11 protein-coding genes are annotated in these 15,236 nt (G+C 56.8%); 8 read left to right on the forward strand and 3 right to left on the reverse strand.

Annotated elements, in window-relative coordinates; genetic code table 11:
- Window positions 1-28: 28 nt before the first annotated feature.
- Window positions 29-1,798 carry a sodium:solute symporter family protein gene (locus soil367_RS10785; RefSeq protein WP_136549119.1) on the reverse strand — a complete coding sequence of 590 codons (1,770 nt, stop codon included), beginning with the start codon at window positions 1,796-1,798 and terminating at the stop codon, window positions 29-31.
- A gap of 19 nt (window positions 1,799-1,817) precedes the next feature.
- Window positions 1,818-2,087, reverse strand: a complete 270-nt coding sequence (locus tag soil367_RS10790) for a DUF4212 domain-containing protein (RefSeq protein WP_136549120.1) — start codon at window positions 2,085-2,087, stop codon at window positions 1,818-1,820.
- 225 nt (window positions 2,088-2,312) lie between these two features.
- Between soil367_RS10790 and soil367_RS10795 the strand changes: the two genes are divergently transcribed.
- The 8 genes from soil367_RS10795 (at window position 2,313) to soil367_RS10830 (ending at window position 13,519) form a co-directional block, all read left to right on the forward strand.
- Window positions 2,313-5,825, forward strand: coding sequence for a hybrid sensor histidine kinase/response regulator (locus soil367_RS10795; protein WP_136549121.1), 3,513 nt, complete (start codon window positions 2,313-2,315; stop codon window positions 5,823-5,825).
- 105 nt (window positions 5,826-5,930) lie between these two features.
- Entirely contained in the window at window positions 5,931-7,595 is a 1,665-nt protein-coding gene (locus soil367_RS10800) for a tetratricopeptide repeat-containing response regulator (RefSeq protein WP_136549122.1), read from the forward strand.
- The gene (locus tag soil367_RS10805; RefSeq protein WP_136549123.1) at window positions 7,592-8,305 is read left to right on the forward strand and encodes a sensor histidine kinase; all 714 of its coding nucleotides are present in this window, start codon (window positions 7,592-7,594) and stop codon (window positions 8,303-8,305) included. The genes soil367_RS10800 and soil367_RS10805 overlap by 4 nt, the downstream gene beginning before the upstream one ends.
- Window positions 8,306-8,619: 314 nt before the next feature.
- Entirely contained in the window at window positions 8,620-9,387 is a 768-nt protein-coding gene (locus tag soil367_RS10810) for a response regulator (protein ID WP_136549124.1), read from the forward strand.
- An 18-nt stretch (window positions 9,388-9,405) separates the two neighbouring features.
- Window positions 9,406-10,110 carry an SIMPL domain-containing protein gene (locus soil367_RS10815; RefSeq protein WP_136549125.1) on the forward strand — a complete coding sequence of 235 codons (705 nt, stop codon included), beginning with the start codon at window positions 9,406-9,408 and terminating at the stop codon, window positions 10,108-10,110.
- Between the two features lie 11 nt (window positions 10,111-10,121).
- Window positions 10,122-11,120 (forward strand): hypothetical protein, encoded by a 999-nt coding sequence (locus tag soil367_RS10820; protein ID WP_136549126.1) that lies wholly within the window; start codon window positions 10,122-10,124, stop codon window positions 11,118-11,120.
- Window positions 11,121-11,312: 192 nt separating this feature from the next.
- Window positions 11,313-12,785, forward strand: a complete 1,473-nt coding sequence (locus soil367_RS10825; RefSeq protein WP_136549127.1) for an amidase family protein — start codon at window positions 11,313-11,315, stop codon at window positions 12,783-12,785.
- Window positions 12,786-12,844: 59 nt separating this feature from the next.
- The gene (locus tag soil367_RS10830) at window positions 12,845-13,519 is read left to right on the forward strand and encodes a DUF2959 domain-containing protein (protein ID WP_136549128.1); all 675 of its coding nucleotides are present in this window, start codon (window positions 12,845-12,847) and stop codon (window positions 13,517-13,519) included.
- A gap of 140 nt (window positions 13,520-13,659) precedes the next feature.
- Here soil367_RS10830 and soil367_RS10835 read toward each other — a convergent pair whose 3' ends face one another.
- A complete protein-coding gene (locus tag soil367_RS10835) occupies window positions 13,660-15,039 on the reverse strand; it encodes an acetyl-CoA C-acetyltransferase (RefSeq protein WP_136549129.1) in 1,380 nt (459 codons plus the stop codon).
- Window positions 15,040-15,236 lie beyond the last annotated feature (197 nt).

Here is a 15,236-nt window from a genome sequence, read left to right on the forward strand (position 1 = left end):
GTTTCTGTTTTTTGGAGCAGTCAGGGGATCAGTGCGCTGTAGCTGCACCGGCGCCACGCGGGACGCGTATCTCCTCTACCAGATGCTGAATATGATCCGGTGGCGGAGCCGTCATCTTCGACACTGTAAATGCGATGACGAAGTTGAAGACCATCCCCAACGAGCCGATACCCTCGGGCGAAATTCCAAACCACCAGGAATCGGGCGTGTTGGAGGCCGGACTGACGAACTTGAAGTACACAATGTAGGCAAAGGTGAAAATCAGACCCGTCAGCATGCCGGCGATCGCCCCTTCCTTGTTCATACGCTTGTAGAAGATACCCATAATGATGGCCGGGAAGAACGAGGCCGCCGCCAGGCCGAAGGCGAACGCCACCACCTGAGCCACGAATCCGGGCGGATTGATACCGAAGTAGCCCGCGATGAATATCGCTACACCCGCAGCCACACGCGCCGCAAGAAGCTCCTGTTTCTCCGTGATATTCGGCATCAGGTTGCTCTTCAGAAGGTCATGGGACACCGACGTCGAGATAACCAGCAGCAACCCGGCTGCAGTTGAAAGCGCCGCAGCAAGACCGCCCGCCGCGATCAAGGCAATAACCCAGCCCGGCAAACCTGCAATCTCGGGATTCGCCAGAACCATGATGTCTCTGTCGACATAAAGCTCGTTCTGGTTGGCGGTAGGCGTATTCGTCAGCTCACGCTGACCGTACTCGCCCCGGTCAGGCGCAAAATCGGGATTCCCTTCGAAGGGTGCGCCGGCACGGTACTGGATAACACCATCGTTATTCTTGTCTTCCCATGCGATGAGACCGCTGTTCTCCCAGTTGCTGAACCACTCGGGCAGTTCCTGGTACTCAGTGCTCTCAACCGTGTTTATCAGGTTAATGCGGCCGAAGGAGGCGACGGCTGGCGCTGTAGTGTAAAGCAGCGCAATAAATACCAGTGCAAAACCGGCAGAAAGACGCGCGTCGGATACTTTGGGCACGGTGAAGAAGCGAACGATAACGTGCGGCAGACCCGCGGTGCCTACCATCAGGGCAAGCGTGATCGCGAACACGTCTACGGTCGACTTGGTCCCTGAGGTGTACTCCGCGAAGCCAAGCTCAGTCAGGAGCCCATTTAGTCGGGTCAGAACCGACTGGTCCGTTCCCTCAACAGTGCTGCCGAAGCCGAGTTGCGGGATCGGGTTGCCGGTGATCAGCATCGACATGAAAATCGCCGGAATCAGATAAGCCACAATCATGACGCAGTACTGCGCGACCTGGGTGTAGGTAATGCCTTTCATACCGCCGAGTACGGCGTAGAAGAAAACGATCGCCATGCCGATAAATACGCCGGCGTTAATGCCGACTTCGAGATAGCGCGAGAATACAATGCCCACACCGCGCATCTGCCCGGCGACATAAGTGAAAGAAATGAAGATAACGCAGATAACCGCAACCACCCGGGCTGCCTGGGAATAGTAGCGCTCGCCGATAAACTCCGGCACGGTGAACTTGCCGAATTTACGCAGGTAAGGCGCAAGACACATGGCGAGAAGAACATACCCGCCGGTCCAGCCCATCAGATAAACCGAACCATCATAACCGGCAAAGGAAATAATCCCGGCCATTGAAATAAAGGATGCTGCAGACATCCAGTCGGCCGCCGTCGCCATACCGTTGGCGATTGGATGAACCCCTTTGCTTGCAACGTAATATTCACTGGTGGAACCGGCTCTGGACCATATGGCTATGCCGATATAGAGCGCGAACGTGCCGCCTACGAAAAGATATATTAGAAACTGCGTGCTCATTGCCTGACCTCCGGTTTTATTATTCTTCGTCTACATCGAACTCACGATCGAGCTTGTTCATTCGCCATACGTAAACGAAGATCAGGACGACGAACGTGTAGATGGAGCCTTGTTGAGCAAACCAGAATCCCAACGGGAAACCGCCCAGATAGAACTGATTGAGAAAATCAGCCAGGATGATCCCGAAGCCATACGAGACCACAAACCAAACGACCAGCAGGGACAGGAGCAGACGCACATTGCGTTTCCAGTACGCCGTCCTGCTTAAACGTTGCTCTTCGGGGGTCATAACCGCCTCCATTTTATTGTTATCAGGGGATGGACTCGCGTATTCGCCCGTGGCTGTCGAAGCGCATCGGTATGACAAAGTGTCGGCGAACCCGGGAAATCTCATCTCTTACGGTATGAGAGCCCGGTCCCATACAAAATAAGACTTTAGTCTCGCAACATAACTGCTAGATAAATCATATACTTGGAACCAACAAGACAATGACGCGGCAAAGAATGATCATCCATGATTAGCGGCTGGCTACTGATACTGATCTCAATCCTCTATATCTCGCTGCTTTTCGCGATCGGTTGGGCGGGCGACAGGAGACCCGGTCTCTACCGCAGGACGTTTCTCCGCAAGCAGGTTTACGGGCTATCACTCGCGGTCTATTTCACCTCATGGACCTTCTATGGTGCGGTAGGTCGTTCAACGACCGAAGGCCTGGGTTTCCTGCCGATATACCTTGGCCCCCTGCTGGTCTTTCTGCTCTTTGCGCCGGTCCTGCGGCGTATCATTTTTATCAGCAAGCGCAGCAATACGACGTCGATCGCAGACTTCATCGCATCGCGCTACGGCAAATCCCAGTTGCTTGCCGCCCTTATCGCTATTGTCGCTGTGGTGGGGTCCATTCCGTACATCGCGCTCCAGCTGAAAGCCATAGCCATGGGTTTTACGGTGCTGACGGCGGGACCCGAACAGATAGGGATTGAACGTCAGCCCATCTGGGGCGATACGGCCTGGTACATTGCCATTGTCCTGACGCTTTTCACGATACTGTTTGGCACACGTCATCTGGAGTCCACAGAACACCACAGGGGCATGATCCAGGCCGTGGCGTTTGAGTCGGTGATCAAACTGGTCGCTTTCGTCTCTGTCGGCCTTTTTGTTGGCTACTCCCTGTTTGATGGCTTCGGCGACCTTTACAACCGGCTTGAACAACACGTTGGCGTCGTCGAATTCGCTTTTGGTCCCCTCGACCCTTTTCCGTTCGTTGTGCAGACCGTGGTCGCAATGTTCGCCATAGTCTGTCTGCCCCGACAGTTTCACGTCATGGTGGTCGAAAATACTGACCACAGGGACTTCGAGACCGCCCGATGGATGATGGCGCTGTATCTGGTCGTAGCCACCGCGTTCGTGCTACCCATCGCCGGTGCCGGACTAATAATCTACGGCGATGCTGGCGGAAACGCCGACATGATGGTGCTCAATCTGCCTCTGGGCGCTGGCCAGGAATGGTTAGCCGTTCTTGCCTTTTTGGGCGGCGGATCTGCCGCCGCCGCCATGGTGATCGTGTCCACCGTCGCCCTGGCGACAATGGTCAGCAACGAAGTGGTAATGCCTGGTCTGCTGCGTTTTTTTCATCCGGACATGCATCGCCGGCGCGATCTCAGCTTTCTACTGCTGACGATCCGTCGCATCACGATCGGCGCCATCGTGGTGATCGCCTACAGTTTTTATCGATTAACTGGTGAAGCCTATTCACTGACGGCCTTCGGATTACTGTCGTTTGCCGCTGTCGCGCAGTTCGGGCCCGCGCTGATCGGCGGCGTACTCTGGCGCCGCGGCAACCAGCAGGGCGCTATCTGGGGCCTTTGCGCCGGGTTTGGGTTCTGGTGCTATACGCTCCTGTTCCCTACGTTGGCAAATACCGGCCTGTTCGATGCGACCTGGCTCGAACAGGGGCTCTGGGGCATGCAGTGGTCGCGCCCGACAGCTTTCCTCGGGCTCAACCTTGATCCGACAACTCACGGCATTGTCTGGAGCCTTGGCATCAACGCGATGCTGTATGTTCTCGTCTCGCTCTTTACCCGCCAGAGGGTGCGCGAAAAGATCCAGATCGCCACTTATTTCCACGACTCACAGCCGCGCTTCGACAGCGACGACCAACACGTATGGGAAAGCCAGACACTGGTTTCCGATCTTAGAGCACTGGCCGACCGTTTCATGGGCGAAGCCCGTGCTGAAGCCATCTTCAACCGTTATCAGCGACGTAATGCCATAAAACTGCTGGCCCATAAACCGGCCACCCCTCATCTCATGAAGTACACCGAACGCCAACTGGCCTCCGTAATCGGCGCATCCACCGCCCGAGTGGTTCTGGAGTCCACGCTGACCGGCCGCGACATGCAGATCGAAGATGTGGTCAGTATCGTCGATGAGGCATCACAGGCCATGACATTCAGCCGCGAGCTGCTGCAGTCAGCAATTGAGAACATCAGCCTCGGCGTATCAGTGGTCGACCCCAACCAGCGGCTTGTGGCCTGGAATCAGCGTTACCTTCAGTTCTTCTCTTACCCGCGCAGGTTCGTGAAGGTCGGTAGGCCCGTCGGTGACCTGATCCGCTACAACCTGATTATGGCCAACCTGCCTGCGCGCAACGTGGAAGAAATGGTTGAGGAGCGGGTCCACAAAATGCGGACGGGTATTCCTCATTCCTCGGAAAGACAGCGTGCCGATGGCACCGTTATCCTGATGGAAGGCAACCCCTTGCCCGGCGGCGGCTATGTGACAACGTTTCAGGATATTAGCGCAGCCCGGCGGACTGAACAGGCCCTGAAGGAAACCAACACGTACCTCGAGCAGAGGGTTAAGGAGCGGACCGAGGAATTGCAGGAGCTGAACGGCGAACTGTTGAAAGCGAAGTCGGTGGCAGAAAAAGCCAATCAGAGCAAAACCCGGTTTCTGGCTGCCGCCAGCCACGACCTGCTGCAGCCTCTTAATGCGGCGAGGTTATTCACCTCAGCCCTGGTAGGACAGCCCCAGGCGGAATCCAGCAAGGAACTGGTCGAACACATTGACAGATCGCTCGAGGCCGCGGAGGAAATCATCAGCACGCTGCTGGACATTTCCAAGCTCGATGCAGGCGCGCTGGAGCCGAGGATCTCCGATTTCTGTATAAACGACCTGCTGCAACACCTTGTCACGGAATTCTCGGCGATTGCTCTCGATCAGGGCTTGTCCCTGGACACCGTGCCGTCCAGCGCCTGGGTACGGTCTGACAGCCAACTGCTGCGAAGAGTCGTGCAGAACCTGCTTTCCAACGCGATCCGCTATACGACGCAGGGCCGTATCCTGCTGGGCTGCCGGCGCCTGCCCGGCCATCTTCGTATCGAGGTCTGGGACACCGGACCCGGCATTCCGCAGGATAAGCTGGTACAGATCTTTGAAGAATTTCGGCGGCTGCAACAGGGACGCGACCAACACGGGCTGGGATTGGGGCTGGCTATTGTCGAGCGCATCAGCCAGATGCTCAACCATCCTGTAGAGGTTCATTCCCGCCAGGGTAAAGGCAGCGTTTTCAGTATCACGGTACCCCTTGGCAAAGTCGGCATCGCGACGCGTACGCCCATGCCGCTGTCCGCCCAACGCTCGGTCGGCGGCCTGCACGGGCTCAGCGTACTCTGTGTGGATAACGAAGATACCATCCTTGAGGGCATGGTCGCGTTGTTAAGCAACTGGGGTTGTAGCGCTATCGCCGCTCGTAGCCTGAGCGAGGCACGCGAACGCCTTGCGGGTACGGTGCCGGATATCGTTCTGGGTGACTATCAGCTGGATGATGACGCCAACGGTCTCGATACCATGGACAGCTTGCGTACGGACTGGAACACCGCTGTTCCCGGCATTCTGATCACAGGTTTTGTGAGCGATGAGGTGCGGCTTGATGCCCGCCATCGCGGCTATCAGGTGCTTTACAAGCCCGTAAAACCGGCCGCACTGAGAGCGCTTATCAACAAGGAAATCAGGCGCCGCAACTAGGGCCTGCCGAAAAAGACCTTAACTATAGAATATGTTGTAAAACATTGTTGTGGCTCTGGCACTTATACCCTACGTTAAATGAAACAGTGCAGGGCTATGTAAGACATGACCGACTCAAGCTTTTCTTCCGAGCGAGTATTTCCCAAGCTGAAATTCCTGGTCGTCGACGACTTTGAGAATTTCCGTAATTCCCTAAAGGCCATGCTACGGTCTTTTGGGGCGGACAAGATTGAAACCGCCCAGAATGGCAAAGAAGCAGTATATCGATGCACGTACGAGCGTTTCGACGTCGTCCTCTGCGACTACAACATGGGCGAAGGCAAAAACGGACAGCAGGTGCTGGAGGAGCTTCGCCACAAGAAACTGCTCAAACATACTTCTGTCTTTGCGCTGGTTACCGCGGAGACGTCCCGCGACATCGTCATGAGCGCCCGGGAATACCAGCCAGATACCTATATCACCAAGCCTCTGACCCGAGCCACGCTTGAGAAGCGACTCGAGTCGCTGCTGGAACAGCAGGAAGCCCTTTACCCTGTTAACGCCGCACTCGATGCTGAGGATCTTGGCGCCGCCATCGAACGTTGCAATGAGCTCCTGCCGAAGCAGCCGAGATTCCGGCCCTGGCTGCAGCGTACGCTCGCGGATCTCTACTACCGCACAGGCGGCTACAGCGAGGCCCATCAGGTCTATGAATCTGCCTTGTCTGGCCGCGGCAGCCCAAACTGGGCGAAGCTCGGACAGGGCAAGGTTCTGGTGGCCGAACAGAAATGGGATGAAGCCATCGCGCAGTTCGAGGCATTGATCGAGAAGAACCCCGATTATGTTGAGGCTTACGACTGGCTCGCCAAAGCCCAGCAAGAGAAAGGCCAGCTCCGGCGTGCACAGAAAACCCTGGAGACCGCACTTAAAATCTCGCCCAAGGCCATCGTACGTCAACAGCATCTGGCCGAGGTGTCGACCAAGAACCAGGACCTTGAAGCCGCCGCAATGGCATGGCGAAATACAGTCAGGTTGAGCGAGAACTCGGTACACGAGGCGCCGACCCACCACCTCAATCTCGGGCGCTGCCTGTCTGACCTGAGCGAGGGTGATAGCTCCGAGGAAGGCCGCAAGAGAGCCGGTGAAGCCCTGCAGGTGCTACAGCAGATGCAGCGACGATACCGGGAAGACAGCCGGGCGGAACTGGCGGGCACGCTGATAGCCGCCCGGGTCCACGCCGGCCAGGGCGATATCCGTGAGAGCCGACAGTTGATGGAACAGGCCCGCACCAGTATAGATCCCGACACGGTAGATGCCGAAACAGGTCTCGAACTGGCGCGTACGCTGTTCACGCTTGAAGATACAGAAGCCGCACAAAGCCTGTTGCGTACCCTCGCGGGCCGTTTCGAGGATAGTCCCGGCACCATTGCAGACATCGAGAGCCTGCTCGACGAACCCGTCAGCATGGGCAAGAAGCTACAGGCGCGTGCCGCCAACCGTGAAGGCATTGCCGCCTTTGAAGCCGGGGATACTGATAAGGCGGCAGAAGCTTTCGGGCGGGCACTCGAGTTGGTACCCCAGCACCCTGCCCTTAACCTCAACCTGGTGCAGATACTGCTCAAGGCGGCCGGCGGGTCTCCTGGTGGGGTCGACGCCGGGACCCTGCAACGCTGTACGGCGAGTCTGAACAGAATCGCTCACCTGCCGCCCCAGCACAGGCAGTACAAACGCTACCTCTCACTACAGAAGAAGGTAGCCGCGCTAACCGCATCCAAAAAGGCTTCATCATGAATGAGGACTCCGGCACGCCCAACACGCCCGCCAGTCCGGGCACAGAAATAGACTTTTCGACGGTCATAGCGTCGGCGGTGCACGACATGAAGAACTCCCTGGGGATGTTGCTGAACTCCCTTGACGAGCTTCGGGACGAGCTACCGGCAGCTCAGAGTTCAGAACGCTTCAGTACGCTGCAATACGAAGCTCAGCGCGTCCATGTTGACCTGATCCAACTGCTGGGACTCTATCGTCTTCAACAGAAGACACTTTCCGCGCACATTGATGAGCACTTCGTACCGGACTTTCTGGATGAGCATCTGGCACAGCACCGGGTCGTGGCTGAAGCTCGAGGACTTACCCTGGAAGTCGACGCGGACCCCATCAGCGGTTTTTTTGACGCCGATCTTATCAGCGGTGTCCTGAACAACATTCTCAACAATGCCATTCGCTATACCCGCACCAAAATTCACGTCACTGCCAGGGAGCAGGACGGGTACCTCGTGCTCGCGGTTGAAGATGATGGCGACGGATTTCCGGCTGAGATGCAAGCCGCGCCGGAAAAAACACGGCAGGGCATTGACTTTACGACGGGCAGCACGAGTCTCGGCATCTACTTTTCAGCGCGCATCGCCGGAATGCATCAGCACGACGGGCGCAGCGGCGAGATAAAACTGAGCAACAGTGGCAAGCTTGGCGGAGGGCTTTTTGAGGTGTGGCTACCCTAGTGATCAACCATTCGGCGTCCCGTTCGGGTAATCCGCTGACTGCTGCGCATCGCTAAAGGTCAGGCATTGCATGGGACGCCCGGAAAGGCGAAAAACGTTGTTGTCGCGAACAGTTTAACGGCTATGGTGTGCTCCGCCCCACAACCCGCAGACAAAGGTTCGGCAAGAGCGCAATTGCCACCTATCCTATTGGTGTCCGGGCCAATTACTTTCTGCTAATGTACAGACGGGTTCGTCTCGGACTGAACCCCAGTGGGCGTTTGTTGTTTCCACTGTTTGCCACTGCAAAACAAAAACAGCTTCTGGAGACTGACATGGCCCGTGGCCTCGCCCTGATTGTCGACGATTCGTCGACAGCCCGGATAATCCTCTCCCGCGTCCTCGGGAAAATCGACATTGTATCTACCGGGTACGCGACAGCGGAGCAGGCCCTGCAGCAACTGCAACAGGGCCTGGAACGGCCGGACGTGATATTCCTGGATCACCTGCTTCCGGGTATGGATGGCTTCCAGGCCCTTCGAGAACTCAAGCGCTTGCCCGTAACCCGGGACATCCCGGTATTCATGTATACCTCGCAGGGCGCCGACCGATACGTCGAAGAGGCTCGGGCGCTGGGCGCGGCCGGTGTTATTGGCAAGCAGATTGACCGGGACCAGCTCTACAACCGGCTGGCTGGCATCCTGGCCCGGCAATATAGTGACGTGGAAGCGCCCACGCAGTCTTTCCCAACGGTGGAGCTGGACTCTGAGACGGCGCCACGTCCACCCGCAGAGCAGGGTCGACAGCTGAGGCGCCTGACAGGTCGCCTGTCGACCCTGGAGATCGCCTACGAGGAAGCCAACGACGAACTACGCCACTTCCGCCAGGAACTGGCCGCTCTCAGTGTCGAAAACAGCCATCTGCAGCGCCAGCAACGCCGTGGAAAGTGGGTTTCGGGCTTTTTGATCTTCGGAGTGCTTGCTCTGGGGTTCATGCAAGTCGTACAGTTCACGGCCATTGAGGGTGCTCTTCTGGGCATTCAGGCGCAGTTCCGTGATATCGAAGCGGTGGTCAGTGCCCTCGTTGATCTGAACGGGTCGTAAATACGGCGGGGTTTTTACATGCACCATCTCACGGGCCTTTTCAAGGTCGCTACCACTCTGTTGCTCATGATGGCTGGGCTCTTGGCGCAGGCGGGCACGGTTACGTTGAACGGCGAGGGAACCGTCCATTTTCAACCGGATGCGGTCCGCTTCGAGCTGACAGCTCAGGCGCGGGGGGACAGTGCAGCAGCGGCAAGACAGGCCGTTGGCAAACGTGTAACGAAATGGCAAGACCAGGCCGACGACCTGCTGGGCAAACTGCAGAACTACGACGATAGTCAGGTAACGCTTCATGAAGTCCGGGTTTATGATGACAACGGGCGCCCGACTGAAGATTACTACTTTGAGGCCAGCCAGAGTGTGCGCTTCAACCTGACTGAGCTGGCTCTCCTCAACTCGGTAATCGAGGCGGCCGATGCAGCCGATCTGACCTACAATCTGACCCAGGACAGCTACTACGCGACGCAGAGTAACGAATTAAAGTCTGCCGCTCTCGCCGCAGCGATTCAGGACGCGCAAGCGCGTTGCAGATTCGTCGCTGAGAAACTGGATGCGCGTTGCGGCGAAGTTGAGACTCTGCGCGTACTCGACCAGGGTGGTTTTCCCCGGCCCGTTATGCGGGCAATGGACGCGCGAGTCGAGAGTGTCAGCAAGGTGGGCGATCGGGAGATCAGTGCCTCTGTCGAAGCGAGCTTTAAGCTGGACCAGGCAGTACCTGATTAAAGGAACGCTTCGTGCCGACCGTCAACTTCCAGAATCTCCGCGCCAGCCATGAGTTGCCCTGGTTCATAGTGGATGTGGTCATGATGGCCCTCCTCTTCATCAACCTGACCTGGCTCTTACTGGACTGGTTCTATGCCATAGGTTTTATACGCGACGCATTAGGTTCAGTCGCACCCGGGTTTACGGCCGCATACGACCCGATTCACAGGAACATCTTCTACTATGACCTCGTTTTCGTCGCCATTTTCCTGACGGAATTCATGGTCCGCTGGGTCCGCGCTGTCGTCCACAGGGATCACGCGCGCTGGTACTTTTTTCCGTTCGTACACTGGTATGACCTTGCCGGCTGCATTCCCCTCACAGGTTGGCGGTTCCTGCGGATTCTTCGCATCCTCTCCATTCTTAACCGCCTGCACCGGTACGGAGTAATTAACGTCAAGGAGCTGAAAACATGGCAGTTTTTCAGTTTCTATTACGAGGCTTTCCTTGAGGAACTCTCCGACCGCATCGTCCTGAAGGTATTGTCTGGTGCCCAGGAGGAGATAAAGGATGGTTCGCCGGTGATCCACCGGCTCCAGCATGATGTACTGGTACCGAGAAAGCCACTTATCAATGAATGGGTTTCAACGAAAGTTGCCGATGCCGCGCGGCGGGGCTACCTGCCTAATGAGCCACACCTGCGGCTTTACATGGAGCGAATCGTTGACGATGCGATGCAGAAGAGTTCTGATCTCGAGCGCATTCGGCAAATCCCGATGGTGGGCTCGACTGTGTCGGAGACGCTCGAACGCTCCGTCGGCAATATTACGACGGAGATCATCCATCAGATCATGCAGGACCTTGCTTCGCGGGATAACCACGCCTTTATTGAAGAACTCACTGACGTTTTTCTGGATCAGGACAAACGTACCGATCCCGCGACTGATCTGGAGCTGAAGCTGATAGCGCACCAGGTAATTGACATCGTCAAAGATCACGTCAGCGTAAAACGCTGGCGCAAAGAACTTTAGCTGTCATCAATTGTCTGCATGATCGAGCTCTGTCGTCGGCAGGCGACTGAAACTCTGTGTCGGTACATCGTGACGCGCCAGATCAGTGCCGCATCCGCCTGTTAGCGCTGAAAAACAACATAAGTTAAAGCAGTCCCGGCCAAAGCGCTCTAAGCTGCGCTGGCACCGATAGAATGAGAGCTAATAATTAGCATGACTGACTTGTACTACGCTTCTGCCCAGTCACTCGCGCAGAAGCTGGCCCGCGGAGAGATCACCAGCGAGCGCCTCGTTAATGCTTTTCTTGACCGGATTGATCAGCGCAACCCCGACATAAACGCCGTCATCGCTTTAAACGCAGATGCGTTAACGCGAGCGCGTGAGCTCGACGCAGCGCGGGCACGGGGCGAGATCGCGGGTCCCTTGCATGGACTGCCCATGACGCTGAAAGATGTGTGGGAAGTGGTGGGAATGGCGACCACGGCGGGCGCGGTAGAGCTGAAGGAACACCAGGCCACCCGTAATGCGGATGTTGCCCAGCGCCTGCTTGATGCCGGAGCGGTCATTCTGGGCAAAACAAACGTTCCTATTTACGCCTCAGACATCCAGACCTACAACGATATCTTTGGTATCACCCGCAATCCCCGCGATCTTGAGAGAACCTCAGGAGGGTCTTCCGGTGGCGCTGCGGCTGCAGTAACCGCAGGATTTACGCCAGTTGAAGTCGGCAGCGACGTCGGTGGCTCGATACGCATCCCCTGCCACTACAATGGCATCTTCGGACACAAACCCACCCGGGACATTGTTTCCTTGCGGGGCCATATTCCAGGCGCATCCGGTAATGAGTCCCAAGCCGATCTGGTCGAGGCCGGGCCCATTGCACGCACCGCATCCGACCTGGCCTTTATCCTCAAGGTGATAGCAGGCCCTCGCACCATCGAAGCCGGCTATTGGCAGCTGAAGTTACCCGAACCGCAACAAACAACCTTGCGGGAATACCGCATCGGTACCTGGTTTTCGGACCCGCATTGCCCCGTGGACGATTCAGTCCTCGACTGTTATGAAGCATTTTGCAAAAACCTCGAACCACACGGCATACAGATCCGCGAGGCCAAACACCCGCTTCTTAGCCTTGAGCGTATCCTGCCTGTTTATTTCAACCTGCTGGGCGCCATACTCAGTGTTAGCCTGACCACCCAGCAACGATACGAAATCCTGTGGCTGGACCGGCTGATTTCGCTGGCGAAACCATTCCTGGCGCTCAGCCACAGTATTGAGCAGTACACCCACGGCACCAACGAACCCTACTATGACTATTACGTGCACCACGAGCAGCGCGAGAAAATGCGCATTGAGATGATGAGTCTGTTTAAAGAGATCGATATTCTTCTTACGCCGATCACACCCACGACTGCCATTCACCACGACCATTCGATGCCGGTATCCCGACGCCGCATCACCGTGAACGGCGAGCCCCGCCCTTATACCGACCAGTTCTGCTGGATTGCACTGGCTACGTTGCTGGGTTTGCCTTCGACATCTGTCCCGATCGGCTTGGATAAAGACGGCATGCCAGTTAACATCCAGGTGATCGGCGCACCCGGAACAGATCTCACCAATATCCACTTTGCGCAACTTCTTGAGGACGCTGGGCTTGCCGGATTCCAGCGCCCGAAAAACTACTGAACCTGCGCGTCATCAATGACGCGTTCGAGTCCCAGCCCTCAACCCGTTAAGGAGAACGTATGAGGCCTACCACATCCCTTCCATATCCTGCCGCCAGATCTGCCGGCCTGCTGCTCATGGCGGCAATGATTCTGACTCTCAGCGGCTGCCAGTCGCTCTACTACAACACCATGGAAAAATTTGGCATCGAAAAGCGCGAAATCATGGTCGACCGGGTAGAGAACGCCAGGGATGCCCAGACAGATGCCCAGGAAACTTTCCGTTCGGCGCTGGCGCAGTTTCAGTCTGTGGTGGGAGAGCCAGACACCGAATTGCAGGAGAAATACGAAAGTATAAGCTCCGCGTATGAGGACAGCGAGCAAGCAGCTGAGAGAGTCAACGAACGCATTGAAAAGGTCGAGGAGGTCGCAAGCGCCCTCTTTGCAGAGTGGGAGGAAGAGCTCGAACGTTATAGCAGCCCTGAACTGAAGCGCGATAGCCGGAACAAGCTGGAGGCGACCCAGAAACGCTACGATTCGCTTATCGCGGCGATGCACAACGCCGCAGAGCGTATGGACCCGGTGCTCCAGGCGTTCGAAGATCAAGTGCTTTACCTGAAACACAACCTGAACGCTCAGTCTGTTCGTGGGATGCAGGGGGAGTTGGACAGGATCGAGCAGGACGTGGACGCTCTGATAGAACAGATGCAGAAATCTATTGCCGAATCAGAGCGTTTCATTAAGGGGCTGGAGTAGAGACCAATAAGCGCTGCGAACAAACTCCGCAGCGCCCAACTCAGATGCGGCTTAAATATTTCCGCACCAGCACGACGGCTGACTCGGGCGCGACCCATCGGAACTGCGGCACAGGTTCAACCGTTGTAGCAGTTTCGCGCTCAGTCTCGTTCCAGAATCGCCGTCACGCCCTGCCCGCCAGCGGCACAGATCGAAATAAGGCCTCTTCCGCTGCCTTTCTGTTCAAGCATCTTGGCCAACGACGCGACAATGCGGCCGCCGGTAGCCGCGAAAGGGTGACCTGTCGCCAGGCTGCTGCCGTTAACATTGAGCTTGCTCCGATCAATTGAGCCAAGCGCCTTGCTCAGGCCCAGACGCTTGCGACAGAACTCTTCATCTTCCCAGGCTTTCAGTGTAAACAACACCTGTGCCGCGAACGCTTCATGGATCTCGTAGAAGTCAAAATCCTGAAGCGACAGGCCCGCGCGCTCCAGCATCTGCGGAACGGCGTAGATTGGCGCGGTCAGGAGACCTTCCTTCTTGTTGACGTAGTCGACAGCAGCGGTCTGGCTATAGGTCAGATACGCCTTCACCGGCAACTTATGAGCCTTGGCCCAGTCTTCGCTAGCCATCAGCACGGCCGAAGAGCCGTCGGTAAGCGCAGTGCTGTTCGCTGCCGTCATGGTGCCGCCATTGCGATCGAACGCGGGCTTTAGTTGTGCCATACGCTCCAGGCTGGTGTCGGCCCGCAGGATGTTGTCCCGGGTAAGGCCCGCAAAGGGCGTCATGAGGTCATCAAAAAACCCTTTATCATACGCTTTTGCGAGGTTCTGATGACTCTCATAGGCCAGCTTATCCTGCTCATCCCGCGGGATGTTCCACTCCCGTGCAGTAATCTGGGTGTGCTCGCCCATGGACATACCCGTGCGTGGCTCGCTGTTCTCTGGGATCAAAGGAACCAGGTGATGCGGCCGCAGCTTGGCCAGCACTTTCATGCGGTCGCCCAGGGTCTTCTTTCTGTTGACCTCCAGCAGTATCTTGCGCAAGCCTTCGTTTACACCGATGGGCGCATCGGAGGTCGTGTCCGTGCCTCCGGCAATCCCGCTATCGATCTGCCCCAGAGCGATCTTGTTGCCAATGAGGATAGCGGCCTCGAGCCCGGTTCCGCAGGCCTGCTGAACATCATAGGCTGGCGTCTCGGGAGCCAGACCGGAGCCCAGAACAGCCTCTCGGGTGAGATTGAAATCTCTGGAGTGCTTGATTACAGCACCAGCGGCTACTTCCCCGATCTGCTCACCCTCAAGCCCGTAACGATCAATGAGGCCCCGTAGCGCGCCGATGAGAAGCTCCTGATTGCTAATCTGGCTGTAGGCCGTGTTCGAGCGTGCAAAGGGTATACGGTTGCCGCCGATAATCGCTACGCGCCTGACGCCTTCAGCCTGGCCCGCGCTGGCCGTTGTTCTGGCGCTGGCACTTTGGCGAGCCGGTGTTGAGCTCTTGCGGGCCGCCGGTGTCTTCTTCTGAGTCGGTTCCTGAGCCATGAAAATCTTCCCCTGACTGGCTAATGAAAAAAAGCATGATTGCGCATCATACCCTAAGCTGCAATCCCCACCGTTGGGCTGGGTCGCGCTAAGTAGCCCAAGGGCTACATAAAATGACAGGCATCACTGTTTTCGCGAGATCCGGTAGTCGTTTTGAACCAGAAACCTTATTCTTAGCGGTTTGCAGGCTTCCTCAC

This window comes from Hydrocarboniclastica marina (assembly GCF_004851605.1).
Taxonomy (GTDB): Bacteria; Pseudomonadota; Gammaproteobacteria; order Pseudomonadales; family Oleiphilaceae; genus Hydrocarboniclastica; species Hydrocarboniclastica marina.